At 35.1% G+C, this 22813-nt stretch carries 23 protein-coding genes and 1 pseudogene; 7 read left to right on the top strand and 17 right to left on the bottom strand.

Translation table 11 applies throughout. The features are described 5' to 3' along the window. Positions 1–7: 7 nt before the first annotated feature. A pseudogene (locus E2K98_RS14805) lies at positions 8–369 on the bottom strand (DUF3231 family protein). A gap of 485 nt (positions 370–854) precedes the next feature. On the opposite strand from E2K98_RS14805, the gene E2K98_RS14800 reads away from it, so the two are divergent. Beyond that, the gene (locus E2K98_RS14800) at positions 855–1067 is read left to right on the top strand and encodes a hypothetical protein (RefSeq protein ID WP_165976263.1); all 213 of its coding nucleotides are present in this window, start codon (positions 855–857) and stop codon (positions 1065–1067) included. Between the two features lie 265 nt (positions 1068–1332). Here the strand turns inward: E2K98_RS14800 and E2K98_RS14795 are convergent, their stop codons facing one another. After that, complete coding sequence (locus tag E2K98_RS14795) at positions 1333–1740, bottom strand: hypothetical protein (protein WP_165976276.1); 408 nt, start codon at positions 1738–1740, stop codon at positions 1333–1335. A gap of 422 nt (positions 1741–2162) precedes the next feature. Between E2K98_RS14795 and E2K98_RS14790 the strand changes: the two genes are divergently transcribed. Next, positions 2163–2792, top strand: coding sequence for a hypothetical protein (locus E2K98_RS14790; RefSeq protein ID WP_133335342.1), 630 nt, complete (start codon positions 2163–2165; stop codon positions 2790–2792). A 255-nt stretch (positions 2793–3047) separates the two neighbouring features. On the opposite strand, the gene E2K98_RS32330 is transcribed toward E2K98_RS14790, so the two are convergent. Continuing rightward, the gene (locus E2K98_RS32330) at positions 3048–3605 is read right to left on the bottom strand and encodes a CotD family spore coat protein (RefSeq protein ID WP_407921212.1); all 558 of its coding nucleotides are present in this window, start codon (positions 3603–3605) and stop codon (positions 3048–3050) included. A 388-nt stretch (positions 3606–3993) separates the two neighbouring features. Here E2K98_RS32330 and E2K98_RS14780 point away from each other — a divergent pair, with 388 nt between their 5' ends. Next, positions 3994–4491 carry an exosporium protein C gene (locus tag E2K98_RS14780; protein ID WP_133335599.1) on the top strand — a complete coding sequence of 166 codons (498 nt, stop codon included), beginning with the start codon at positions 3994–3996 and terminating at the stop codon, positions 4489–4491. Positions 4492–4923: 432 nt separating this feature from the next. On the opposite strand, the gene E2K98_RS14775 is transcribed toward E2K98_RS14780, so the two are convergent. The 5 genes from E2K98_RS14775 to E2K98_RS14760 all read right to left on the bottom strand — a co-directional run bounded on the left by E2K98_RS14775 (position 4924) and on the right by E2K98_RS14760 (position 9545). After that, positions 4924–5763 (bottom strand): YitT family protein, encoded by an 840-nt coding sequence (locus E2K98_RS14775; protein ID WP_133335340.1) that lies wholly within the window; start codon positions 5761–5763, stop codon positions 4924–4926. Positions 5764–6310: 547 nt separating this feature from the next. Next, on the bottom strand, positions 6311–6442 hold the full coding sequence (locus E2K98_RS32050; protein WP_268884103.1) for a hypothetical protein: 132 nt from the start codon (positions 6440–6442) through the stop codon (positions 6311–6313). A 170-nt stretch (positions 6443–6612) separates the two neighbouring features. Next, a complete protein-coding gene (locus tag E2K98_RS14770) occupies positions 6613–8067 on the bottom strand; it encodes a spore germination protein (protein WP_133335338.1) in 1455 nt (484 codons plus the stop codon). A 428-nt stretch (positions 8068–8495) separates the two neighbouring features. Then, positions 8496–8903, bottom strand: coding sequence for a GNAT family N-acetyltransferase (locus E2K98_RS14765; protein WP_165976275.1), 408 nt, complete (start codon positions 8901–8903; stop codon positions 8496–8498). A 318-nt stretch (positions 8904–9221) separates the two neighbouring features. Then, on the bottom strand, positions 9222–9545 hold the full coding sequence (locus tag E2K98_RS14760; protein WP_133335334.1) for a hypothetical protein: 324 nt from the start codon (positions 9543–9545) through the stop codon (positions 9222–9224). Between the two features lie 341 nt (positions 9546–9886). On the opposite strand from E2K98_RS14760, the gene E2K98_RS14755 reads away from it, so the two are divergent. Next, the gene (locus E2K98_RS14755; protein ID WP_133335332.1) at positions 9887–11272 is read left to right on the top strand and encodes a UDP-N-acetylmuramoyl-tripeptide--D-alanyl-D-alanine ligase; all 1386 of its coding nucleotides are present in this window, start codon (positions 9887–9889) and stop codon (positions 11270–11272) included. Positions 11273–11447: 175 nt separating this feature from the next. Here E2K98_RS14755 and E2K98_RS14750 read toward each other — a convergent pair whose 3' ends face one another. The 4 genes from E2K98_RS14750 to E2K98_RS14735 form a co-directional block, all read right to left on the bottom strand. Further along, positions 11448–12500 (bottom strand): YheC/YheD family endospore coat-associated protein, encoded by a 1053-nt coding sequence (locus E2K98_RS14750; protein ID WP_133335330.1) that lies wholly within the window; start codon positions 12498–12500, stop codon positions 11448–11450. A 129-nt stretch (positions 12501–12629) separates the two neighbouring features. Then, a complete protein-coding gene (locus E2K98_RS14745) occupies positions 12630–13871 on the bottom strand; it encodes an ATP-grasp domain-containing protein (protein WP_133335328.1) in 1242 nt (413 codons plus the stop codon). 359 nt (positions 13872–14230) lie between these two features. Continuing rightward, positions 14231–14725 (bottom strand): aminodeoxychorismate lyase, encoded by a 495-nt coding sequence (locus tag E2K98_RS14740; protein ID WP_133335326.1) that lies wholly within the window; start codon positions 14723–14725, stop codon positions 14231–14233. Next, positions 14715–15098 carry a hypothetical protein gene (locus E2K98_RS14735; RefSeq protein WP_328591979.1) on the bottom strand — a complete coding sequence of 128 codons (384 nt, stop codon included), beginning with the start codon at positions 15096–15098 and terminating at the stop codon, positions 14715–14717. The genes E2K98_RS14740 and E2K98_RS14735 overlap by 11 nt, the downstream gene beginning before the upstream one ends. Before the next feature lie 188 nt (positions 15099–15286). Between E2K98_RS14735 and E2K98_RS14730 the strand changes: the two genes are divergently transcribed. After that, the gene (locus tag E2K98_RS14730) at positions 15287–15577 is read left to right on the top strand and encodes a ferritin-like domain-containing protein (RefSeq protein WP_133335324.1); all 291 of its coding nucleotides are present in this window, start codon (positions 15287–15289) and stop codon (positions 15575–15577) included. Between the two features lie 18 nt (positions 15578–15595). Further along, positions 15596–15991: a spore coat protein gene (locus E2K98_RS14725; RefSeq protein ID WP_235824812.1), complete on the top strand. Its 396-nt coding sequence runs from the start codon at positions 15596–15598 to the stop codon at positions 15989–15991. 30 nt (positions 15992–16021) lie between these two features. Here E2K98_RS14725 and E2K98_RS30955 read toward each other — a convergent pair whose 3' ends face one another. From E2K98_RS30955 to E2K98_RS14715, 3 genes are all read right to left on the bottom strand, one after another. Next, positions 16022–16171, bottom strand: coding sequence for a hypothetical protein (locus E2K98_RS30955; RefSeq protein ID WP_155925791.1), 150 nt, complete (start codon positions 16169–16171; stop codon positions 16022–16024). Positions 16172–16243: 72 nt separating this feature from the next. Further along, positions 16244–17839 carry an amidohydrolase gene (locus tag E2K98_RS14720; protein ID WP_133335322.1) on the bottom strand — a complete coding sequence of 532 codons (1596 nt, stop codon included), beginning with the start codon at positions 17837–17839 and terminating at the stop codon, positions 16244–16246. 121 nt (positions 17840–17960) lie between these two features. Next, positions 17961–19325, bottom strand: coding sequence for a sigma-54 interaction domain-containing protein (locus tag E2K98_RS14715; protein WP_133335320.1), 1365 nt, complete (start codon positions 19323–19325; stop codon positions 17961–17963). Between the two features lie 200 nt (positions 19326–19525). On the opposite strand from E2K98_RS14715, the gene E2K98_RS14710 reads away from it, so the two are divergent. Continuing rightward, positions 19526–20467, top strand: a complete 942-nt coding sequence (locus E2K98_RS14710; RefSeq protein WP_133335318.1) for an AEC family transporter — start codon at positions 19526–19528, stop codon at positions 20465–20467. A 103-nt stretch (positions 20468–20570) separates the two neighbouring features. Here the strand turns inward: E2K98_RS14710 and E2K98_RS14705 are convergent, their stop codons facing one another. Next, complete coding sequence (locus tag E2K98_RS14705; RefSeq protein ID WP_133335316.1) at positions 20571–21341, bottom strand: LamB/YcsF family protein; 771 nt, start codon at positions 21339–21341, stop codon at positions 20571–20573. Between the two features lie 25 nt (positions 21342–21366). After that, positions 21367–22806: an NAD-dependent succinate-semialdehyde dehydrogenase gene (locus tag E2K98_RS14700; protein WP_328591978.1), complete on the bottom strand. Its 1440-nt coding sequence runs from the start codon at positions 22804–22806 to the stop codon at positions 21367–21369. Between the last annotated feature and the right edge of the window lie 7 nt (positions 22807–22813).

The following is a 22813-nucleotide window of genomic DNA, read 5'->3' as shown; positions in this document are numbered from 1 at the left end:
AATTGTTTCATTTCCCTGAACCCTGTGACAACGATTTTCTATCAACCGCTTCCGGTTGTTTTTCCAACCATCCATGTTTCACCATAATATTGTAACAAATCACACCAGCCTCCATGGCATGGGTAAAAACCTTATAGTAGTTTAAAATCATATCCGATCTTAAGCTGGAGCCTAATCCTGCACCATAATAGGATAGAGTTGTATTGACTAGAAACGCTGCGTGAGACATCATCATTTGTCCGAAAACGGACTTATGGTAGAGTCAGTAATTTCACCATCCCATCTTTTGGGAATTGGCAGATGATCCTCTTCTAAAATAGTGTCAAAGCTTTCAGCATCTTTCCCCGCTAAGCTAACGTTTTTCACCATGAAATGTAGAACATCTTACAACTTTGCTACTTGACTAAAAGCCAAACTTAATGATCTGACAAATCCAGTTTTCTTGGAATTAAAGAAAAGATTGCTGATTTCGGAGCTGCTAAGAGGTCTTTTATCTCCAAATAAATTTGAATAATTCCAGTTGAATCCATAAACTCCGTCCCAAAAGAGGGAGGAATGGAGGGAACACTTGAAAAATTTGGATGTGCTTTTGCCAAGTCCAATATTTTTTGATTATAATTCGCATAAAAAATGGCTTGGAATTTTCCAAGCCATATTCCTTTATAAAAGTTTAATCTTCACTTCTATATTCAATAATATCACCAGGATTTGTATTTTGAATTCCACTAATATGATCAAGTGTTTTCCTTGATTACTCGGGGACAAATTTAGGAATCTGGCAAAAACTCTTTTCAATTTCAGTTTTAATTGATATTATTCCTATTAACAAAGTAGGAATAGTAGGTGTTTTGAAAGTGTCTTTGTATGAAAAGTTACCAAGTGAATTTTTAATTCAATTTTATTATGAAGTGAAGAAAATGATTTCAAGAGGATTAGTTTCTAGAAATATGTACTATGAATTGGGACTAATAATTGCAGTTGCGTCACGTAGAGGGATACTATTGGAAAAGCCAAAAGATTTGGAACAACACATTGCCCACGAATTGTTAATGGAATTAAATAATTAGAATACCTCCGTGATTGAATAAATACTTAATCACGGAGGTATTCCATTAAACAAAAAAGCCTCTGATAAAAAGTCAGCGGCTTTCTTCAACTAAAGCACCCGTTCGGGATTTTAAAAGAGAGTAATAAAGGAATTTGGTGTGAAATTCCAATCATTATTTGATACATCTTGTGGTATTCCTTTACAGCTTTTTAAAGGCTACCACTATAAATAAAAATAACACCCTACCCCTAAAAATCGCCTTCATTTTTTATTTTTTCAAAATTCTAGTCTATGCTCATATTATGGAGATGGTTGAAGGAGACGTAAACTATCTCTTCATCATAAATCAATGAAATAATATCATTATTTACATCATATAAAACTCCTTCTATTTTTACTGGTCCCTCACTGTTTATTTTGATCCATTTTAGTTTTTGATTTTCTAACAGATTTAGTAAATTATTAGCTTTATCGTACTCAATATCTTCTGGAAATACGATATTGAATTCCTTGGTATTCTCTGTCACACTTTCTATGTGATCGTTATTATAGTAAACAACCCCATCTTCTTCAGTGAGTAGGACAAGATAATCATCATAAACATCTAATAACCTTCCAACCCCTGCTTCTTGAAAACCTTGATCAATTTTGACCATTTTACCTAAAAATGACTTCATCCTGCCTAAAACCATAAACAAATTTCCCCTCTCCATGAAACAAGCTTTTTTTTATACATATGAATTCTGTACTGGGGTTGTACTAATAAAAACGCCTCTTTTGTAGGGAGAAGATTTATGATGTCTATATTCCACTGAACTCCCTTAATAAAGAAAGCTTAATCTGCCGATATCTCCATTTTACTTAGAATACTGGTGTTATTAGAATTAAGTAAATACGAAAATGCTATCATATTAGATTTTGATAGCTTTTTTTGTTTTTTATCATGTAAGACAACGACTAAAACAGGTGCAAAATAACGTCAAAAGTGACACATATTAGACTGAAATTTTCATAAAAAATACGACTAATTTTCATATCTTGGTCAAGGTTTGTTCAAATTATGTGGCTATATTGGATGATGTAAGGCAATTGATTATTTGAGGAGGTTCACAATATGAAAGTTAAATCTAGTTTAATCGCTCCTGCCGTAGCGGCAGCTTTATTAGTACCGGCTTTTGGTACAGCCATTTCCAATCACACAACGAGTTCTACAAAAACAAACGCGTCTGTTCAAAAACAAGATCAAATAGAAGGTCAAGAAGGGCTCTATGAACATGGCAAAGGCGAAAAGCGGAAAGAGCTCATGAATATAATCAATCATTATGCCACAGCTTCGCTGAAGGATCAATTAACAAAAGATCTTGTAAACCGTGACATTTTAGTGAAGCAATTAAAACAAACACCAGGTTTCAAAAAACAAGAGACTAAAGAAAAAGCGAAACGACAAGTAGCTTATCAAGCTCATAAAAAAGAAATTAATGCTATCGAACAACAAGTGAAAGATGGAAAATTAACAAAACAGAAAGCACATCAAAAATTAGACGCAATATTCGATAAAATAGAAGGTAAAAAACAAGAAAAAGATAAAGGAAAAGAACAAGGAACCCGTGCTATTTATCACGAGTTAGACACAGCCGTCCAAAAGAAAGACAAAGCTGCTGTCAATTCTGCATTACAAAAAATCGATCAAACACTAAAAGCTTTGAATCAGCAATTGCAACAAAAGATCAACGCTAATAAATAAGGTTTGATTTTCGAATCAAGAGTTTCATAAGCTTATGTCAAAGACCCCATATCAAAAATGGGCTCTTTTTAACATGAATCTGTCTGTGCTTATCTCGAAAGAAATAGCACGCCGGTCGCTCTATCTATCCCCCGTAACGGACTTCAGCCAAGCGCGATTATTGCCATGCTACTTCAGGCTATTTCCTTAGGCCCCTTTTCGAGGTAAAAACGACTGTAATAAAAATCCCCCGCCTAATAGCGGAGGTATTTGAAGCTAGTATCCAAATGGTCTAGGCGGCCAACAAGGGTTGACTGGGAATCCGCACATCGTATGTGTTTCACAGCATTCGTTTACACATGATTCTGTGTGAGGGAAATAGTATTGATGATGAATCATTTGCTTGTTAACAGTAGTGGTATGCGAAGGGTGAACATGTGTCACCACATTATTAAACAAATTTGTTTTTACATATTGTTGTCCTGGTGAGACTAGTGGTGGATCATACTGAGCAGGGAACATTTGAGGCGGACAGTATATTGGCTGACATGCTTGAAGTGGAACGTATTGGGCTGGCATCGGTTTCATCGGCGGTATTACGTTTGGTATTTGTTTCATGGGCGGCACTAGATTTGGTATTTCTTTCTTAGGCGGTATTACATTTGGTATTTCTTTCTTGGGCGGCACTAGATTTGGTATTTCTTTCTTAGGCGGTATTACATTTGGTATTTCCTTCTTAGGCGGTATTACATTTGGTATTTCTTTCATGTGAGGAACTGATTTTGGAAATTCCTTCTTGGGCGGCACTGCTTTCGGAAATTCTTTTCTCATCATCGATAAATGACCTCCATGTAAAATTGTCTTGTTACAACATTAGTCTATGTGACTTAAATTTGTGTGAACTAGTGTATTACCTATTTTGTAAAAATGATACACACTATGAGATTATTGTAATTATTCAAGAAAACTGCCCATTTAGCACAATAAGAAAAGCCGCCCAAATGACAGTTGAATCTTCAACTCTTGCACACATTAGTTGAACAAAAATTCTTCTTTATATGTAGATCCAGTTTTCTTAATGTCATATATTACAATCGTAGTTCTTATTACTATTTCAACATTTACCCAAGCACTCTTTTAAATCCTGAATATATTATGGTACATGCTTTGAAAGTGAGGTGATTAAATGCTAGATAATAGAAATAATCCCGGTTGGGCGGATATGAGGAATGATGAAGGATTTGGCTCAGGCTCTCACTCAGGAGACAGAACTTTTGAAATTGTAGATTACCAAGCAACACAACCACGGGATAACACGAATGATGCCGAACCCCAACCTATCCCCCACAGTCCAAATCGTCTAACACTTGCAACTCTCATTGTAACTATTCCGAACAGCTTTCATAAAAGAAACACTAGAGTTGAATTGATTGCCACCGTAGGTGTAGAAGGTATAACAGAAACATCGCAATTAAAATTTCGTATTTTCCGCGATGGTTCACAAATTTTTGAAGCACAGGCGGGAGTTGAATCAGACCCTTCATCGGAATTATTTTATATAGAAACATTCCAAGCAATCGATACAAATGTTAGGTCTGGATCTCATACGTACGTGCTTACAGTTGAAAATGCAACACCATGTGCGGAAGCAGCTGTAGTTGGTCCTATCTCGTTTAGTGCGTTGGCAATTGAACGGAAATCTGATAAATCCGACGACTAAAAGTCGATACTGAAATAAACAAGTAATATTAAAAGTAGAGTCAATTAACTAAATGGTCCTTTCTTGAAGTCTGACTGCCACAAAAGGCAGAAAAAGTCCCTTTGTCGGGACTTTTTTAACTTTTAAAAAAATGTTTTATCTCCCTTGGTGCAGGATATTTGTATAAAATTTCCTTATGTTCTTTTTTTCTTAAAGCAATCTCTCCTTTAACATAAAGAAACAGCTCAATTCTTGCTGCAGAATTGAGCACTTTAAAGAATATCGTTCTTGATTAACCCTGCACTCCAGGAGACAACTTTTTTAAACAAGAATTGTCAAAATAAGAAGTCCTTAATAAGGGGCTGACTCTGCCAGTAGAAAAGTAATTTAAACAGCTAGGTATCTATCTAATACCAACTCTACAAATTCTAACACTTTTAAAACAACCTCTAATTAAGCTTTTGAAATATCAATAAATCCTTCTCCGAACACATCACGAACATCGTGTATAGCGATGAAAGCATTCGGATCAGTAGATTGAACAATCCGTTTCAATTTTATTACTTCTTGCTTACTAATAACAATGTAAAGAATTTCCTTTGGGGTTTTTGTGTAATAACCATGACCCGAGTATACGGTTACCCCTCTGTCCATTGTTGTAGTCACCTGTTTGGCAATGTCATTCGGTTTATCAGAAATAATCGTAATGGCCTTCTTCGGATTAAAGCCTTCGATTACAAATTCCATCACTTTCGTACCTACATATAGCATAATAATTGTCAACATCAGCTTTTCTGCACCAATGACAAAATAAGATGAAAAAACAACTATTAAATCAAAAAACAATAGACCATAGCTAATACTCCATCCAAAATATTTATGTGTTATCTTTGCTAAGATGGTAGTACCTGCCGTTGTTCCGCCAACCCGAAGAATTAAGCCAATCCCGGTCCCAATTATGATTCCTCCAAAAATAGCATTCACCATCATTTCATCAGAAGCAATATTCCAACCTTCTGTCAGATGAAGAAAAAGCGAGTTAAAGACTACAGCAATAATGGTATAAATCGTTGTTACCTTATTCAAAAATTTATAACCAATTATTAATAAAAATGCATTCAGAATTAAGTTGACTAAACCTGGTGACCACTTAAATAAATAATAGGTAATAATCGTGATACCAGTTACTCCTCCTTCACCAAGCTCGTTTGGAATAACAAATAAATTAACACCTAACGCAAAAATAAATGCACCAATAATGATAAACATAATGTCTGTGGTTCTCTTTTTCATACACTACCTCACTGCTTATAAAATATTTACTCAGGCACAAACTCTCACCATTATATCGTGGAACATTTAAATCGAACAGTCTGTTTTTTATTTTAATACAGGAGTTTACTCAAACTTTATTACAATTTTCAAAAATAACTTTAATCATCTTATTTCTTTGGCTTTAGTTAATTGTTCTTACTCTTTACCCTCGATACAGAGGTAAGGGTTTGCAGTTATCACTCTGTCCCCCTCTTCACGCCGTTCCCGCGTCTTTCTTCGTATATAAACATTCCTACTAATCCATTTCATATAACTATCGCACCGTTATGCAGCAGAACTTCTGTCCAGTGACCAAATTGCCCCTGCTTGTCACGTGAATTTCCTCACTTTTATTGTTCACAAATTCAGATAACCTATTGTAAAACAAAAAAGCCACCGTAAAAGGTGGTCAAAAATGGTTCTTTTTTAAGTCTTTCAACATTTGGGAACCCCTTAAATAGAACCCCCTGTTTCATAGAAGTAGTATTTTTTATTTGGACTCTTTTATCGGCAAATTATAATAATGTTAATGGTATGGATGATATGGGTATGGGTGCGGATGATGTGGATAACCAAAACCAAGTCCTGGATAATAACCAAATCCTGAGCCGGGGCCTCCTAGGCCGATTCTTTCATATGTTGTATAAATAGGAATCACTTTCATCCTCCTCATTTCCTTTTTCATTAGAACATATGCATTTTTTCGGATAAATTCCTGGGTATTTGTCCCGAATCATCAGATTATATATGACCAATGCGGATTTAACAGGAAAGACGAATGCCTCGTATTATTACACTGTGCCCTTTAGGGAAAAATGAGTACAATACTCACTTTTCATTATTTTTTTTATGAGGATAGGAATGTTTACTGTTAATCAGTCCTCGTAAATCACCTCTAAATATTACGTCTTTCATTTCACGAAGACGAAATGGAATAAAAGGAGATAAATAGGGAACACCTATTGATTTAATCGATGCCATGTAAAAACTTAATAAAAGAAAACCGATAAGAATGCCTGTAATTCCGAAAAAATACCCAATCCAGATAAAGACAAGACGCAGTAAAACTAAAGATCCCCATAAACCACCGCTAGCAATATGGATACCTGTCAAAAAGTTCACACCGACCACGATCATTGTTAAAGGGTGAATGATTTTAGCATAAACGGCTGTCTCGCCAATAGTGATTGTTCCAATTAGCGTAACAAGAAGAGTGGTATTTTTTGGAATTCGCAAAGTGGCTTCAAGAAGAGAATGAAAAATAAATAGGATAAACAAAACTTCCCATACAAAAGGGATTAATGTATCAGAATTTGTAAATAACTTTTTTTCAAATGAAGAAGGAAACCAATTTGTATGAAACCGAGTTATGGCTATATAAATAGCAGGTAATAAAAGGGCTAAAAGCCAACTGAACATTCGAAAAATCCGTATTCCAAAACGTCCAGCTTTTGAATTATATTCATCTGGTTGTTGAAAATAATGGATAAATAAACAAGGCACAATCAATACAAAAGGTATACCATTTACAACAATGACTACTCGTCCCTCATATAATGCGGATACAGTTACGTCAGGACGCTCGGATGTAAAAACTAAGGGGAATAACGTTTTTTTCTCCTCCAAAGCGTCTTCAATAACACGAGCTTCCAATAAATACGTTACATCAATTCCGTTAATTTTCTTTTTCACTTCTTCGAGTACCTTTTCATCTACATATCCATCTATAAAGAGTAAAGCTACGTCTGTTTGTGATTCAATTCCAATTTGAAACGATTCAATCTTCAAATTCGGTGTTTGGATCATATTCTGCAAAAGGTTTAAATTCACCTTCAATTGTTCATTAAAACCCACCATGCTTCCCTTAATCGTTCGCTGTGTATCAGGTTCTCTCAAAGATCTTTTTTGCCAATTTGCGACATCTGCAAGAATCCCTTGATTACAGTTGTCTATTAGAACCAAACATTTCCCTTTTATTAGACCTTTTGCAATTTCATCGATAGAAGATTCAACAGTTACGTCAATGATTGAAAGATGATCATTTATAACAGACTCAATACTCTCCATGCTCGACATTTTTAATAAAGGGGCTAATATATTCTCTTGAATGTTTTGGATATTTGTAATTCCATCTATATAAATAATGGCAGCTTTTCTTTTTAAATCTTCCCCGACGTTTAATTTTCTTATTTTTAGATTGGATCCCCCATTAAATTGTTGCGATAAAACTATAAGATTGTTATCTAGACTTATTGATAAGGTTAAACTATCTGCTCTGGTCATAACTCGATTCCTTTTTATTTTTAGTATGTCCTGTCGTTTATAAATTTTGCTTTATAAAATGTATACTACAACTCTTTTTTTACACCGGATTTTGTTTTGGGTAAATTGGCTTCAAGGCCAATTTATTACTTTGGTATCGCAATAAAATCGAAAATAAATTTATACAAAAAAAGCAATTAGTTCCAATGCTTTTTATTTAAAATCGTGATATTTGTCCTTAATGTTCTATTACATCCTATTGCGTCAAAAGCACATTAGTTGCTGAAAAGCGTATCTCGAAGTAGTGAGATTCATGTCATTAAACAATATTTGATTCGATTAACAACAGTCACTTTCATTTCCTAATAACATGAGCCCCTTGGCCTCTTGGTTAAATTCAAGAAAGAGCTTGAAATGTTAAAATCCGGGGCCTAAACTGGCCCCGGATTTTATTGATAGACTTTTTTCGCTATGCTATTTCCTTCGGTTGTTTCACAGATCATATATAGAAAATCATTTTCTCTAATATATTTTAGGCATGTTTCAAATAGAATTTGATTAACTTTCTCCATTCTGCATTCAGGAATTACAAATAAATCATGCAGCAGGGCGATTTTCTTGTCCTTAAGACTATCAAAAGTAAAATATAAGGTTGCGAATCCAACAATTTTGTTATCCTTTTCAGCCACAAATTGTAATCCTTTTGTAGAATCGTTGTAGATTTCGTTTAAGAAGTGGATATGCATTTTTTCATCGGAAAAATCGATCATGTAATTTAGCATGATCGGTAACAGTTTAGAAACATCTTGTTTTTCAGCCTTTCTTACCGTGAAATTATTCAATCGTTTTACAGTCATGATAAATCCATCCCCCATTTGTTGAAAATAATCTTCAACCTATTTACAAGCAATAATCGTGCCAGTGATACATGATGGAAGAATCCTAACAAAAATGATTCATATATAAATAGAGTTTATTACAATTTGAATAAACTATGCATTCTAGATTTAAATGATGTTTTCCCTCCTGGACCTTACATTTTTCATTTAATGATCAAAGGATGGACGCATGACTCCCTGCTTAATTGTTTATGCTTATATCAGAAAAGACTAGACACTACAAATAATCGCGTCTAGCCCTTTTTGTTCCATACACATGAATCTTCATTTTAGGTACTATTTAAATTTAGTCCAATCATACATTTTTTGCCTTTGTTTTCTAATTCGCTCCTCCTTCTTACTCTCAACTTGTTTTTCGTGATTAAAATTCATGATAAAACCGCAATCCTCACAAATGTAAGAAAATAAATCCGTTTGCTCGGGAACATTTAATAATGGATTCTTCTCTTCTGAATGCAAAAAGAATTTTATTTTCCCTTCTGCTTTTTCATTATATTTTGTTAGATCATCATACTTTTCATATTCCGGAACAAAATAACCCTTTCGAAAATGAATCCCGTTGCATACAAGACACTCAATTTCACTCGTTTTATGTCTCAATCTCGACACCTCCATTAAATATGTATGAAGGCAGCTGAATTTTCAAAACTTGAAAAAGTTTAGTGGAAAATTGAAGTGGCAGAACTAAAGCCTGACATTACTAAATTAATAAATAAGCTTATGCAAAATAGCTATTCAAATTCTAAAGGCTCATAGGTTTATGACTAACAATTATTCATTTTCCGCTAATTTCCTGAGTATTTATCACACACCTGCATTGTGGGACATGTCATATGATACATTAGCTATTGAATTCAAAGTGATTCGATCACTTATTCCTATACAAAACAGCATTATTGGGGAGATGCCTTATTCGAAAAAAGGAACTTAGGAGGAACATTTTGAAGACATTATTATTGGAGAACATTTTAACCGCAATGAACATTCAGCCCAATGAAAAGCAAAAAGGTATAAGAATCAAAACGGTCACTTATGACAGATATGAAATTAGAAGTCATACATTATATTTTCGTTGGAACAATAGAGAGATTCCTGTTGAATCCATTAAAGATTACAAGAATGTTTTTATTGTTACTGATACACCATTTTCTCATATGGATAGATTAAATCCTGAGCAAATCATTATGGTAAAGGACCTAAATGACTCTTTCTTTAAATTCACTTCGTATTACAGGCACCTGTTTAACCTTCCTGTAGTTGCCATTACGGGTACATGTGGGAAATCTACTACCAAAGAAATGCTAAAACACATTTTAGAAGAAACAAACAATGTCCAGGCCACAATATCCAGCAAAAATGCAAGTTATTACAACCTTCCTTATTTAATGGGAATAGATGAACATACAGATGTGGCAGTATTTGAAACAGCTGTATCTTCAAAAGGGGATATGATGGAATCGTGTAGGTATTTTTACCCCAATATTGGGATTATGACAATGATTGATGTGGACCATACGGATAAATTTCGATCTTTTGATGATTATCTAGCAGAAAAGGCAAAAATAATGCAAGGTATGAACAATGAGGGGACACTCATCCTAAATACAGACGATCCATATCTCAAGCTGATTGATACTTCTAGGTTTAAGGGAGAGATTATAACTTTCGGTAAAAACAGGGATGCTATTTTTAGGATTAAAAAATGTCAATATAATTCTTCCGGCATGAGTTTCAGGATTAAATATAAGGAAATTGAATATAAAGGATTTATACCCGGTCTTGGTGAGCATAATGTATATAATGCCGCCGCAGCATTTGCCGCCGCTGCAATCTTAGGAGTGGATCTTCGCTATGCTTTAAAGAGATTATCTTCTTTTCATCATATGGGATCCCATTTTCAAATAATTGAGGGACGAAAACAAATTACGTTGGTGGATGATACTTGGAAGTCAAATCCTGCTTCCTTAAGAAAAGGCATAGAAACATTATGCAGTATAGCTTTGCCATCCCAAAGAAAAATAGCTGTCCTGGGAAGAATGGCAGCATTGGGTCAATATGCAGATGAAGAGTACGAAAGAGCAGGACATTTACTCGGTGATTTGGGGATCGATGTTCTAATCACCAAAGGATTCATTGCAAAAGATTTTGCAAAGCCAGCCATAGAGGCGGGAATAAATCCGAATAATGTTTATCATTTTTCAGATGCAGATGAAATGAAGAGATTTTTTGATTCATTTTTAATCCCAAATGATATTGTTTATTTCAAAACAGGCGGGAATGACTCAGACTTCGATGATGTGATCGAATATTTAAGAAGTAATGGATAGATTATAATAGATATTAGAAAAGACGATTGAATCACATCGTCTTTTTTTAAATCGCGAAACCTAACAATATTGCCTAAAGCAGGCCTCTTATTCTCTAGGCCTTAAAAGTAATAAAAATTCTTTTTCCTATAGAAAAAATACAGCCTTAGGCTGCAAGTCGGGATAAAAGCAAATACTATTTTTTTCCTCTTTTTTGTTTATTTTTATCAGCCAAATATTTAGCATATAAGATCGTATTTTTAGCTACATCTAATTCAACACTATATATATTTGGTGGACCTGGCCTCCAATTTACTTCAAACAACCACAATTTTTGGTTTTCATCGATTCCGACATCAATTCCCAATTCATCCAACGGAACTTCATATAAAGTATCAAAATGGTTAGAAAAGCTTATCGCAAATTGTTCAAGATACCTTTTAATATCATACCAAGAGTCACCAAACTCCATTTTTAAAAAGGTGTCTTGGTAAGTACTATAACCGCCACTACCCATATTTGATGTAATGGTTCCCAAACGTCCAATTCTTGGATAAATAGAAGTAATAACCCACTTACCTTCTCCATTTTTTTGAACATGCAATCGAAAATCAAAAACATGCCCTGATTCTGTTTGACTTGAAATATACTTTTGTACTAAGTGTTCTTGTTCCTGAATTTTCTGGGATATCAAGTTTAACAATTCTTTTTCATTAGGAGATGATATCGATCCTGCCTCATTCATTTTGTAACTCTCTATTCCATATTTTTCAATATATTCAATATAAACAACACCCCCACCTTGATGTCCAGACAATGGCTTAATAATAACCTTTTCATAATGTTTGATCATGTCCAAACCCATTTTAATGTCAGTTAATTTATTAAAAGGAATAAGGTATTGTTCAAATTCCTTTGCCTGTTTTATTCTGTTATATACGCTTAATTTGTCTCCTATGGAATGACTTGTAAACGGAATCTTCTCAGATAAATAATCAAAGATTTGTTCAGTTTTATGACTTACAGGAGAACTCGCATTATATATGACATCAGGAAAGGGAAACTCCTTTTCAATCCACTCGCCGTTTTCATAGGATCGCCCTAAAATTTTTTGCTTTTTTATATTTACCTTCCCTGGGGTAAAGTAAAAAAAGTTTACACCTTCTGCTTTTGCTACAGCGGCAAAAGCATACGCCTTCTTTACATCATTTGGATCTGACCGGTGATGAAGCATTCCAATAAGCGTCATTATACTTCTTTACCACCTTTCTTCAAATTCTATCAGAATCATAATCATTTCAAACTAAAATTTTTGTTCAATCATTATAAGTTCACGATTAACTAACTTCGGACTTGCACACTGAATAAGAAAACGTCTTCAGATTGTATTTCTATCCGGAAATCTGTCTATTGGTTCAAGATAGAAAGTAATTTCGCTTGCTGCTTTCCTGGCTATTTTTTTCGCTTCTCCTTTAACATCTGAGGATGCCAAAATGTATCCATTACGATCCCCCATTGATAAAGGAGGACGCACGATTCGTCCTTTTCGGGGTTTAATATACACCTCTTCTACACCGGGATACTGAAAGCTGCGATTTTTCCCCTTTACTTTGATTAATCTTCCTAGGGAATCAACAATTAAATATTGTGCATATACATACTTCTTATGCTTTTTAGTGAGGTTTGGTTTATTTCCTAACATTAATTGAATCGTTTCCTCTACTAAATTAATTCCATATCCGACTTCAATGATTCGATTCATTGAACCACCTGAGATTCTTGGGTTGATTTCAACTAATTTCAATTCTCCTTGTACTAAGCGCATTTCTAGATGACAGGCACCATTTTCCATTCGAAAAACCTTTAAAACGGAACTTACTGTATCATGGATTTTATCGTAAAAAGCTTGTTCGATATCCACAAATAAACTATAACCAGTTACGATAAATCGTTGAATCAAATTGATTGTTTGTTCGATTATTGCGACAATATGCACATTTCCATTGTGTACTAAAGCTTCAACTAAATATTGAGGTCCTGTTAGATACTCCTCGATCAAAACCTGTTCATTTTTCTTTAATAATTGTTTTATCGCAGCCTTAAATTCCTTCTCGTCATTTGCCAACAGAACATCTTTTGATCCGTTAGATAATGGAGATTTTACTATAAGGGGTAAATATCTCTTGTATTTTTCGATAAAATTCTTTAAGGATTTATCTTGTGTATATATTGCGTAATTAGGAGTTATGCTGTGGTCTTTGAGGAGTTTACGAGTTAAAACTTTATTTTCCATTTTTAAAATTGGATCAACAGAGACAACACTGCAACAAAATTCTTGTGATAAGGCAGCGGCCACATGGACAAAAGGATCTACAAAACTCATAATACCTTTTACTTGTTTACCTTGTTTTTGTAACTTGATGATGTTTTCTTTTAATAAATCGTAATTGGATAATTTCATCAATATCATTTGATGGACATCGGGAAATTCTGTTCTTTGTTCAATGAATTTTGATTTATTGGTAAATAACACTGTAAAAAAGCCAAGTCGTTCTGCTGCTTTAATTGCTTCTCTACTCGACCCAGATTTACTAGTTTCAATAAAAACTATGGTTTTCATTAGCTTTATCATCCTATCCTCAATGTATTTTGAAGGATTTAACTCATTAAAGAATGATCTGGAAGAAAAACACTCTCACGTTGTATTTATATTTTATTTTTACAAGGATGGAATGGACAAACATCATATTTTTACAAAAAAAGTAAAATATTTATAAATAAGAAAAGACCGTCTGCTAATATATGAGCACTCCTTCTCTAAGGTAAAAATAGATTAAAGGATGATCAGACCTTAGCAATAGGCTATACACTCATAAAAAAGATGTAAAATGTTCAGACGGTTATATCTCTTAATAAAAAAAATCCCTACAAAACTTAGCAAAAGCTAATCATGTAGGGATTTTAATTTTAAAAAAATAATTATTTAAATATCGTTGAAATAATCTGGTCACGGGACATGTTACTATCCACTACAAATGTACCTGGTCGTAACTTGTTTTCAATTCCTTTTTTCTCAATATCTTTCGAGAATTTAAAAGCATTATCAATGATTTTTGCTTTTTCAAGTGCCCTGCCGACATCAATACTTGTCATCCCATTTGCTACATTCAGAACAACTCTGTAAACTGTTTTTTTCGATTGATTGTCATCTGCCGGTGCTGCCTTTTGGGCAGCTGCTTTGGCATCATTTAGATTTTTATTATAATCAGCTTTTGTTTGAACAACATAACCTGCTGCTGCAAGCTTGGTTTTCATCTCATCTTCTGTTGGCTGAACGGTCACCGTTTTGGTTTGTTCAGTTACCTTAACAGGTTTAGTTGAAGCTTCTGTTTTATTGGTAAAATAAACAGCGCCGCTTATCGTGGTAGAAATAAGAATCCCTGCTGCAAAACTGGTCAATAGATTAACCCGCATTTGAAATACTTCTCCTTTCATCCTTAGATCTTAGGTAAGGAGCAAGAAGTTCTTTAATTTCTTCTGCAGAAACCTGTTTTCTCTCAGCAATGCTTTCAATTGAATAATTGCGTTTATATAAGTCTAGTATTTCACGCATAAACACTTTTTCCTTAGGAGAAAGTTCAACTCCTGCTTCATTCATGACAACTTCAATATCAAGCTCAATATTCCGAATTGATTCTTGCAAATCATTGATTTCTTTCATAACCTCAACGTGAACTAAATCAATTCCTTTATTCTGTGCTTTTGTAGCTTGAGCTGTTTTTGTCAGCGAAATAATTAAAAGCAATACTGAGACTCCAAACAAGCCCGCTAATGTCCATTCCATCATAATGCATTCCTCCTTTTTTAGGTGGTCACAAGTTGTAATTATACATGGAAACGATGGATTTTTCGACAAATTTCTCTTAAATTAAGCAAAAAGTCGTAGAAAAGAAGTTCTTTTCAAGCACATTTCATAAAACGGTGTGTATTGGTGAAGTCTATAGATAGAAACAAAAGTTGAAAGGAGTTTTTGTCATGCAAAATAATCAACCACCTATTCCCTTTCCTCCAAGGGCAATTACAACTAAGGACCTTCTTTACATTAAAGACGTGCTATCTTGGGAACTTTTGGCTTTTAAGAAATTTCATCATCTCGCCCAACAAGCAACCAATCCACAATTTAAACAGGCACTCGATAAAGCAGGGAGAATGCATCAAAATCATTATCAAAGATTGCTTACTCACCTTCAGGTTAATAACAATATGGCGATGGCAAGTATCCCGAAACCACAGCAAACACAACAAATGCAACAATCACAAATTTAGTAAGGAGGTTTATGTGGAATGATGCAGAATCAACAAGCTCAGCAAAATCAACAAAGCCAGCAGTCACAAAACCCAAATCAAATCGCAAACCCGCAAACGGGTGAATTGCCCAAAGTAAAAGGACCAGAAATGAACGACCGCGACTTTCTGAATGACGGCCTAAGCACTTGTAAATATATAACGGACAGTTTGAATATTGCAATTCGGGAAGCAAGTCATCAGCAGTTACATAACGACTTACTTCAAATTCTAGACGAAACCCACCAAAGCTGCCGAGAGTTCTATCATTTAATGTTTCAAAGCGGTTGGTACAAACTCGAAGCCGAAGAACAACAAAAACTGGATCAGGCGTATCAACAGTTTAACAACTATTCCTCACAGTTCCCGTACAATGATATAAGCCCGGTAAATTGATACCGGGCTTTTTTAAAGAAACGCACAAATTTAATGAACACGAATAACTTCTCGCAAATCCTCATCATGGCGAATTCTTGTATGCTTGGACTCCAAACGATAAAATTCTTCTATATCAATGTCATCGATAGGTTTTCCAGCCCACAAATTTTTAAAATCACCAAAGAAATCCTCGAACATGCTATCAACCTCCCTATTCATGCTCCTTTCTAGTATGGCTAAAATTTATTAAATTAAATCAAGTATTTATAGCTAAACCTCTTGAATCTTTCCATCAATCATCGTCATTTCAATTGTAGTATCCAACAATTCATCTGGATGTTGGATTTCAAAAAGATTTTTCGAAAACACCGTCATATCCGCTAGTTTTCCCCTTGAAAGAGTTCCCTTTTTATTCTCTTCGGAGGTTGCATAGGCACCGCCAATTGTAAACACTTGAATCGCTTCAAGCATGGATAACTTTTCTTTTACATTCCATCCTTCATGCTGATCCTGTGGTGCTCTGCGCGTTACCGCCGAGTGAATTCCAAGCAATGGGTCAACCGGTTCTACCGGTGCATCCGAACCTCCGGCACACAAAACTCCACCTGAAAGTAAGGATTTCCAAGCATATAAATACTGCTCACGTTCTATACCAAGCCGCTCTTTAATCCAAGGGTAATCTCCGACCACGAATCGTGGTTGAATATCTGCAATCCGGCTGTGATTCGCTAAACGCTGAATCAAATCTTCGCGAACAAGCGATACGTGGATTATTCGATCACGATGGTTCACCGCTGGGAACTGATCCAGTATATCTAAGACATTTTCCAATGCCTTATCACCAATCGTGTGAACAGCAATTGGCATCGAATATTCACGGGAATCCTTTACCATTTGATAAAGGGTTTCCTGATCATGCATCGCCTCGCCAAATTGTCCAGGAGCATCCTGGTATGGCTTCGAAAGTAAAGCGGTTCTTCTTCCGAATGCACCATCAGCAAAAATCTTTATCGCGCCAATCCGCAATTTATCATTGCCATAGCCAGCGGACATCCCTCTTTCTTTTAAATCTTTAAGAAAAGGATAATCAATCAGTAAATTGCAGCGTAATCCAAATTGTTCCTGATTAATCAACTCATCGTACAATCTATAGGTTTGATCAATGCCGCCAAAGTAAAGTGGGTCATTTGTATGAGCACTCGTTAAACCTTTTTTCACTGCGAATTTCATAGCTTGACCTAAGCCATGTTTTAACTCTTCATATGTTTTTTCTGGTATGTGGTTCGTAAACAATTTCGAAGCTGTTTCTAATATTAGTCCAGTTGGTTTTTTTGTAATCGGATCCAAGATAATACTGCCACCCATCGGAATTTCCATTGAAGAAAAATAATTGGATCTTTCCAGGGCCTTGCTATTGACTAAAAAAGCATGGTGGCAAATTCTTTTTAAATAAATCGGGCAATGCGGTGCTGCATAATCAAGTTCTTCAATCGTTGGGGTTGTTCCATCTTCAAAGAGATTTTCATCCCATCCCATTCCGACTAGCCAGCTTCCCGGTGCAACGGTACTTGCTTTCTCTCTGATTTTTTCAAGCATTGCTTTTTTCGACTTCACGCCTGTCAAATCCAAGTCTAAAAAGTTAAACGCAACCCCTGATAAATGTAAGTGGCTGTCAATTAATCCTGGAGTAACCATTTTTCCTTGTAAATCAATAGTAGGTACACTGTGTCTGCCCCATTGCAATTGCATATCCTGATGTGAACCTAAATCTACAATTCTACCGTCCTCAACTACCACTGTTTCCACCACTGGATTCTCTGAATCAAGTGTATAAAATACTCCATTCGTGAAAATGGTCTTTGCCATCGAAATTTCCTCCTCGAAAAACCGTATATTATATATTATATAATAAAACAAGAAACGGAAGGTATATAATGATTTATTATTCAGAAAAAAACGACTAAGAATTTTATTAGCCGTTTTGTCATCATAATTTATATTTCTCCATTTTGTATTTCAATAATTGTTTGGAGACACCCAATCGTTTTGCAGCGTCCGTTAGTTTTCCGTTCATATTGGTTAGTTGCCTTTGAATCATTTCTTTTTCAAAATGTTCGACCGCCTCTTTCAGATGATCAAAATTCTCTGTGCCAATAGGTACTGGTGTTTCTTTATTTTCACGAATTCTCTTCGGAATATCTTCCATTGTAATAATAGAAGAGGTGACATTATTAAAAGCAGTTTCGACCGCATTTTTAAGTTCCCTTATATTCCCTGGCCATTGATACTTTTTAAAACACTCCAATACCTCAGGCTCAACACCCTCAATGTGTATATTCATGTTATTATTGTAAAAATCAATATAGTATTTAATCAGTTTTTCAATATCCTCTTGCCGTTCGGCTAAGGTTGGCAAATCAATTTGTACAACACCCAAACGGTAATAAAGATCTTCTCTTAGCCGCTTTTCAGAAACTAACAAATCAGGGTCTTCATTGGTGGCAGAAATCACCCTAATGTCTACATTAATATTTTTTGTCCCGCCAATTCTTCTAATCATCTTTTCCTCAATTGCCTTTAGAAGTTTAACCTGCAGGTAAAAATCAAGTGAATTGATTTCATCCAAAAATAATGTCCCGCTATTGGCTTGTTCAAATACCCCCGGCATGTCCACTGCCCCGGTGAAACTTCCTTTAACGGTTCCAAACAAGGTACTTTCCATCAAGTTGGGTGGAATCGCACCACAGTTAAGAGATATAAAGGGACCGCTGAACCGGTCGCTTAAATTATGAATAGACTGGGAAACCAATTCTTTTCCAGTCCCTGTTTTACCATAGATTAAAACCGTGGAGTTTGTTTTAGCGATTTTCCCAATTTTATTTTTAATCGCTTTCATATTTGGATTTGCGGTAATCATATTTTCAATCGTATAGATTGTATTGTTTTTTCGAAAGACTTTGTGGCTTGCGAACTTTTCCAAGGATTGTATATTTTCTCTTGAATAATAATGTTTAGAAAACTCGATGGCACCAATGATTTTATCGTGAACTTTAATCGGATAGGTAGAACTTACAAGAACAAGGGTATTCCCATTTTTCACAATTAATTCTTGCTTTACATTACAGACGGCCTCTCCGTTTTTTAAAACGTTAATAATCGTACTGTTTTCAAACGTAAGATTTTGATAGGAACTTAGAATATGCTTACCCATAAACTCTTCTGGTCTAACACCCATCTCGTTTAAAACTTTTAGATCGGCCATGTCATAGAAAATAATCGTTCCGTTCTCATCCGTTACCAAAATATTGTCATAGTCCTTTAAATGCTTAAAATTATTTACATCAATCTTCATTTTTTCACCTATTTTTACTTTAAATAGAAAAGATTTGCTTTTATTTACTTTAGTATATAGCAATTCATTCCAAAACAAAATCAATAAAAAAAGCAATTGCTCCACTTAAACACCTAGACAGATTTACTGTATTGTGTGAATATTATTATAATTCAGTAATTATCCATCTGTTTATTTTACGTGGATTAAGGAAGTGGAATATGGAATTTTCAATCGTCTTTCAATCAATCTTAAATATCACCATATTGATTTTGATAGGCGTCCTTCTATCTAAAACTTTTTCCTTTAATGACGAAACAAGGAAGATGTTTATTAATATAATCGTTAATATTGCCATGCCATGTATGATTCTCTCCAGTATTTTTAAAGTCGATCTGAATGATGGAATCTTTAAATCCATCCTTATTGTTTTTTGTTTATCGATATTAATTAATTTGCTGGGAATTGCCCTTGGCTGGATTCTCTCGATAACCTTCCAAGGGGATTCAACAAAAAAACGGGAGATTGCCTTAATGTCTGGACTTGGCACAACTGGATTTATTGGTATTCCGTTATGCGCAACCTTGATTGGTCCGGAGGCAGCGCTTTATGCAGCCATCTTTGACGCCGGAGTTGATTTTACGATTTGGACGGTCGGCGTCATTATGTTGCAGAAAAATAGAAGGTTCGCCTTACAAACATTAAAATCGATGGTCAATATGCCTACTGCTGCAATTGTAGTTGGTTTAATTGTAGCTTATTTTAGCATAAAGCCCCCTGCTTTTTTTGTTCACATAACGGACCAGCTTGCTGGCTTGGCAACACCGCTGGCAATGTTTTATATTGGAATGCTGATTATGACATTGCAGCGTGGAAAAGTACGGGAAAAAGGGCATCAGTTGTGGATTCCTTTGATGGTTAAACTAATCCTTTTACCTTTTTCAGTTGCTTTATTAATTCATTTTTTCGAGTTAAATCCAAAAATTATCCAAACACTTCTGATTCAGTCGATGATGCCAACCTTAACCATAGCTTCAATTCTGTTTGCCAAATATTCAGCAGACGCAGAAATGGGTGCACTTACCACGATCATCTCAACGATCATTTCATTATCTACCATTCCACTTATGCTATTTTTAATTAATTTCATTGGTGTATTTTAGATCAAAAAAGACTCTTTCCTCTAAAAAAGGAAAGGGTCTTTTTGTTTTTTATCGCTAATTACATTGACAGGAGCCTGTTTATTTTTTCTTTTCAGGTGTTTTTTCAAAAGTATTCTCTTAACGGGGTTAGTGACCACCCGGCTTTTTCAAGTTCATTCTTTGTGTTAATTGCAATATCAAGGGCGCAATCAGTATCACTATGAATACAAAAAGTTTCACATTCAAAATCAATATCTGTGCCGTCTGAAGTTATAACTCTTTTCTCCTCCAACACTCTCACTATACGTTTAGCAGAAGCTTCAGGACTTCCACCAATATCCTCAAGGTTATATTTAAAGGTTAAGATACCGCTTGGCTCGCACCCACGATCACCATAGAATTCTCTTGCTACTTTAAATCCCATCTCTTTTGCCACTGCATATGTTTCCGTGCTTTCCATTGTAAATATTATAAGCTCACTATTAATCTCAGCAGTAGCCTCTAATGCTGCCCTTGATAATTCTTTACTTTCTGCAGCCATGCTAAATAAAGCTCCATGCAATTTCATATGTTGCATCTTCATCCCATAAATATCTAGAAAAGCTTGTAATGCTCCAGTTTGATAAATAATATAATTTTTTAGATCATTTATACTGACTTCCATTCGTCTTCTGCCAAAACCCAATAGGTCCGGCAACCCTACATGTGCCCCTACTGCAATTCCTCTTTCCTTGCAAAGTTCGACTGATTTCCTCATTGTGCTCGGATCACCAGCGTGGTATCCACATGCTAGATTAGCCGAGGTGACAAAGTCCATCATTGCTTCATCTTTACCGAAACTCCAAAGACCAAAACTTTCACCCATATCACAATTCAAATCAATTAACTTATTCATATAGTTCACCTCTTTTCCAAAAGCCTCATAACCCTACCGATACATATTTAATTTCTAAAAACTCCTCGATTCCTTCTTTTGCTCCCTCTCTCCCCAATCCACTTTCCTTCATTCCACCAAATGGAGCTTGTGCAGTTGATGGCAAACCATCATTCCAGCCAATAATTCCATATTCTAAATTCTCAACAATATTTAATCCTTTAGATAAACTTTCACTAAATACATATGCAGCTAAACCGTATGAGGAATTGTTAGCGAGTTTAACCATTTCATCTATGGATTCTACTTTTTGGATTGGAATTACAGGGCCAAATGTTTCTTCGTTCATAATTTTCATTGAGTTGTCTACGTTTGTTAACACTGTTGGCAGGAAGTAATAGGCATTATTTTGAATTTCACCTGAACCGCCCGTAACGACTGTTGCTCCTTTTTCACAAGAATCTTGTACATGGTTCATTACCTTTTCATATGCCTGTTTATTTATTAATGGCCCAATATCTGTGTGATTTTCTAAACCGTTCCCTACTTTTAATTTTTCTACCTCTTGTGTTAATTTTTGAATAAAATCATTATATATTTTGGGTTGAACGTAAACTCTATTTCCTGCTATACAAGCTTGACCTGCATTCCGAAATTTTGCGCCCATAACACCTTTTATAGCTTTATTTAAATCAGCATCTTCCAATATAATAATTGGAGCATGGCCTCCTAATTCCAAAGATACCTTTTTAACCTGGGATGCTGCCTGTTCCATCAATAGCTTTCCTACACGAGTCGAACCAGTAAAAGTAATTTTTTTAACTTTTTCGTTTTCCAGTAATTCCTTCCCAATACCATGTGGATCACCCGTTACCAAGTTGACAACTCCGTTAGGAATCCCAGCCTCTTCACAAAGTTCCATAATTCTTATTGCTGTAAAAGGGGTTAATTCAGATGGTTTAATTACAATCGTGCACCCTGCAGCCAGTGCCGGAGCCATTTTCCTGGTAATCATTGCCGCCGGGAAATTCCAAGGAGTTATGGCTCCGACAACCCCAATTGGATTTTTTAAGACTAGTAATCTTTTATTGGGATCACTTGCAGGGATGGTTTCACCATAAACTCGTTTTGATTGCTCTGCAAACCATTCAACAAATGAATTAGCATATTCTACTTCACCTCTGGCTTCATGAAGCGGCTTTCCCATCTCTTTTGTAATAATAGTCGCTAGTTCTTCCTTATTTTTTTCAATTAATGCATGTAGTTTTTTTAAGTATACGGATCGTTCATTGGCCGTTTTTTTGGACCATTTTGTAAAAGCCGCATGTGCCGCTTCAATCGCATTTCGAGTCTCTAGTACTCCCGCGTTCGGAACTTTTCCTATGAGCTCTCCATTTGCAGGGTTATAAACATCGATCGTGTTAAGGTCCTTTCCAAACCATTCACCGTTAATATAAATTTGTTTTTTATCAATTAATTTATGCAAAAAATCT

It is taken from the genome of Bacillus salipaludis (genome assembly GCF_004358205.1).
Note: the sequence above shows the minus strand (reverse complement) of the source record. Positions and strands in the feature narration are given on the sequence as shown.

Coding starts and splice junctions, on each gene's coding strand:
- E2K98_RS14720 (WP_133335322.1), bottom strand. CDS start 17,839: ATGGCAAAGACCATTTTCACGAATGGAGTATTTTATACACTTGATTCA.
- E2K98_RS14725 (WP_235824812.1), top strand. CDS start 15,596: ATGATGCAGAATCAACAAGCTCAGCAAAATCAACAAAGCCAGCAGTCA.
- E2K98_RS14745 (WP_133335328.1), bottom strand. CDS start 13,871: ATGAAAACCATAGTTTTTATTGAAACTAGTAAATCTGGGTCGAGTAGA.
- E2K98_RS14765 (WP_165976275.1), bottom strand. CDS start 8,903: ATGACTGTAAAACGATTGAATAATTTCACGGTAAGAAAGGCTGAAAAA.
- E2K98_RS32330 (WP_407921212.1), bottom strand. CDS start 3,605: ATGATGAGAAAAGAATTTCCGAAAGCAGTGCCGCCCAAGAAGGAATTT.
- E2K98_RS14730 (WP_133335324.1), top strand. CDS start 15,287: ATGCAAAATAATCAACCACCTATTCCCTTTCCTCCAAGGGCAATTACA.
- E2K98_RS30955 (WP_155925791.1), bottom strand. CDS start 16,171: ATGTTCGAGGATTTCTTTGGTGATTTTAAAAATTTGTGGGCTGGAAAA.
- E2K98_RS14750 (WP_133335330.1), bottom strand. CDS start 12,500: ATGACGCTTATTGGAATGCTTCATCACCGGTCAGATCCAAATGATGTA.
- E2K98_RS14710 (WP_133335318.1), top strand. CDS start 19,526: ATGGAATTTTCAATCGTCTTTCAATCAATCTTAAATATCACCATATTG.
- E2K98_RS14795 (WP_165976276.1), bottom strand. CDS start 1,740: ATGGTTTTAGGCAGGATGAAGTCATTTTTAGGTAAAATGGTCAAAATT.
- E2K98_RS14790 (WP_133335342.1), top strand. CDS start 2,163: ATGAAAGTTAAATCTAGTTTAATCGCTCCTGCCGTAGCGGCAGCTTTA.
- E2K98_RS14735 (WP_328591979.1), bottom strand. CDS start 15,098: ATGATGGAATGGACATTAGCGGGCTTGTTTGGAGTCTCAGTATTGCTT.
- E2K98_RS14775 (WP_133335340.1), bottom strand. CDS start 5,763: ATGAAAAAGAGAACCACAGACATTATGTTTATCATTATTGGTGCATTT.
- E2K98_RS14715 (WP_133335320.1), bottom strand. CDS start 19,325: ATGAAGATTGATGTAAATAATTTTAAGCATTTAAAGGACTATGACAAT.
- E2K98_RS14780 (WP_133335599.1), top strand. CDS start 3,994: ATGAGGAATGATGAAGGATTTGGCTCAGGCTCTCACTCAGGAGACAGA.
- E2K98_RS14740 (WP_133335326.1), bottom strand. CDS start 14,725: ATGCGGGTTAATCTATTGACCAGTTTTGCAGCAGGGATTCTTATTTCT.
- E2K98_RS14770 (WP_133335338.1), bottom strand. CDS start 8,067: ATGACCAGAGCAGATAGTTTAACCTTATCAATAAGTCTAGATAACAAT.
- E2K98_RS14705 (WP_133335316.1), bottom strand. CDS start 21,341: ATGAATAAGTTAATTGATTTGAATTGTGATATGGGTGAAAGTTTTGGT.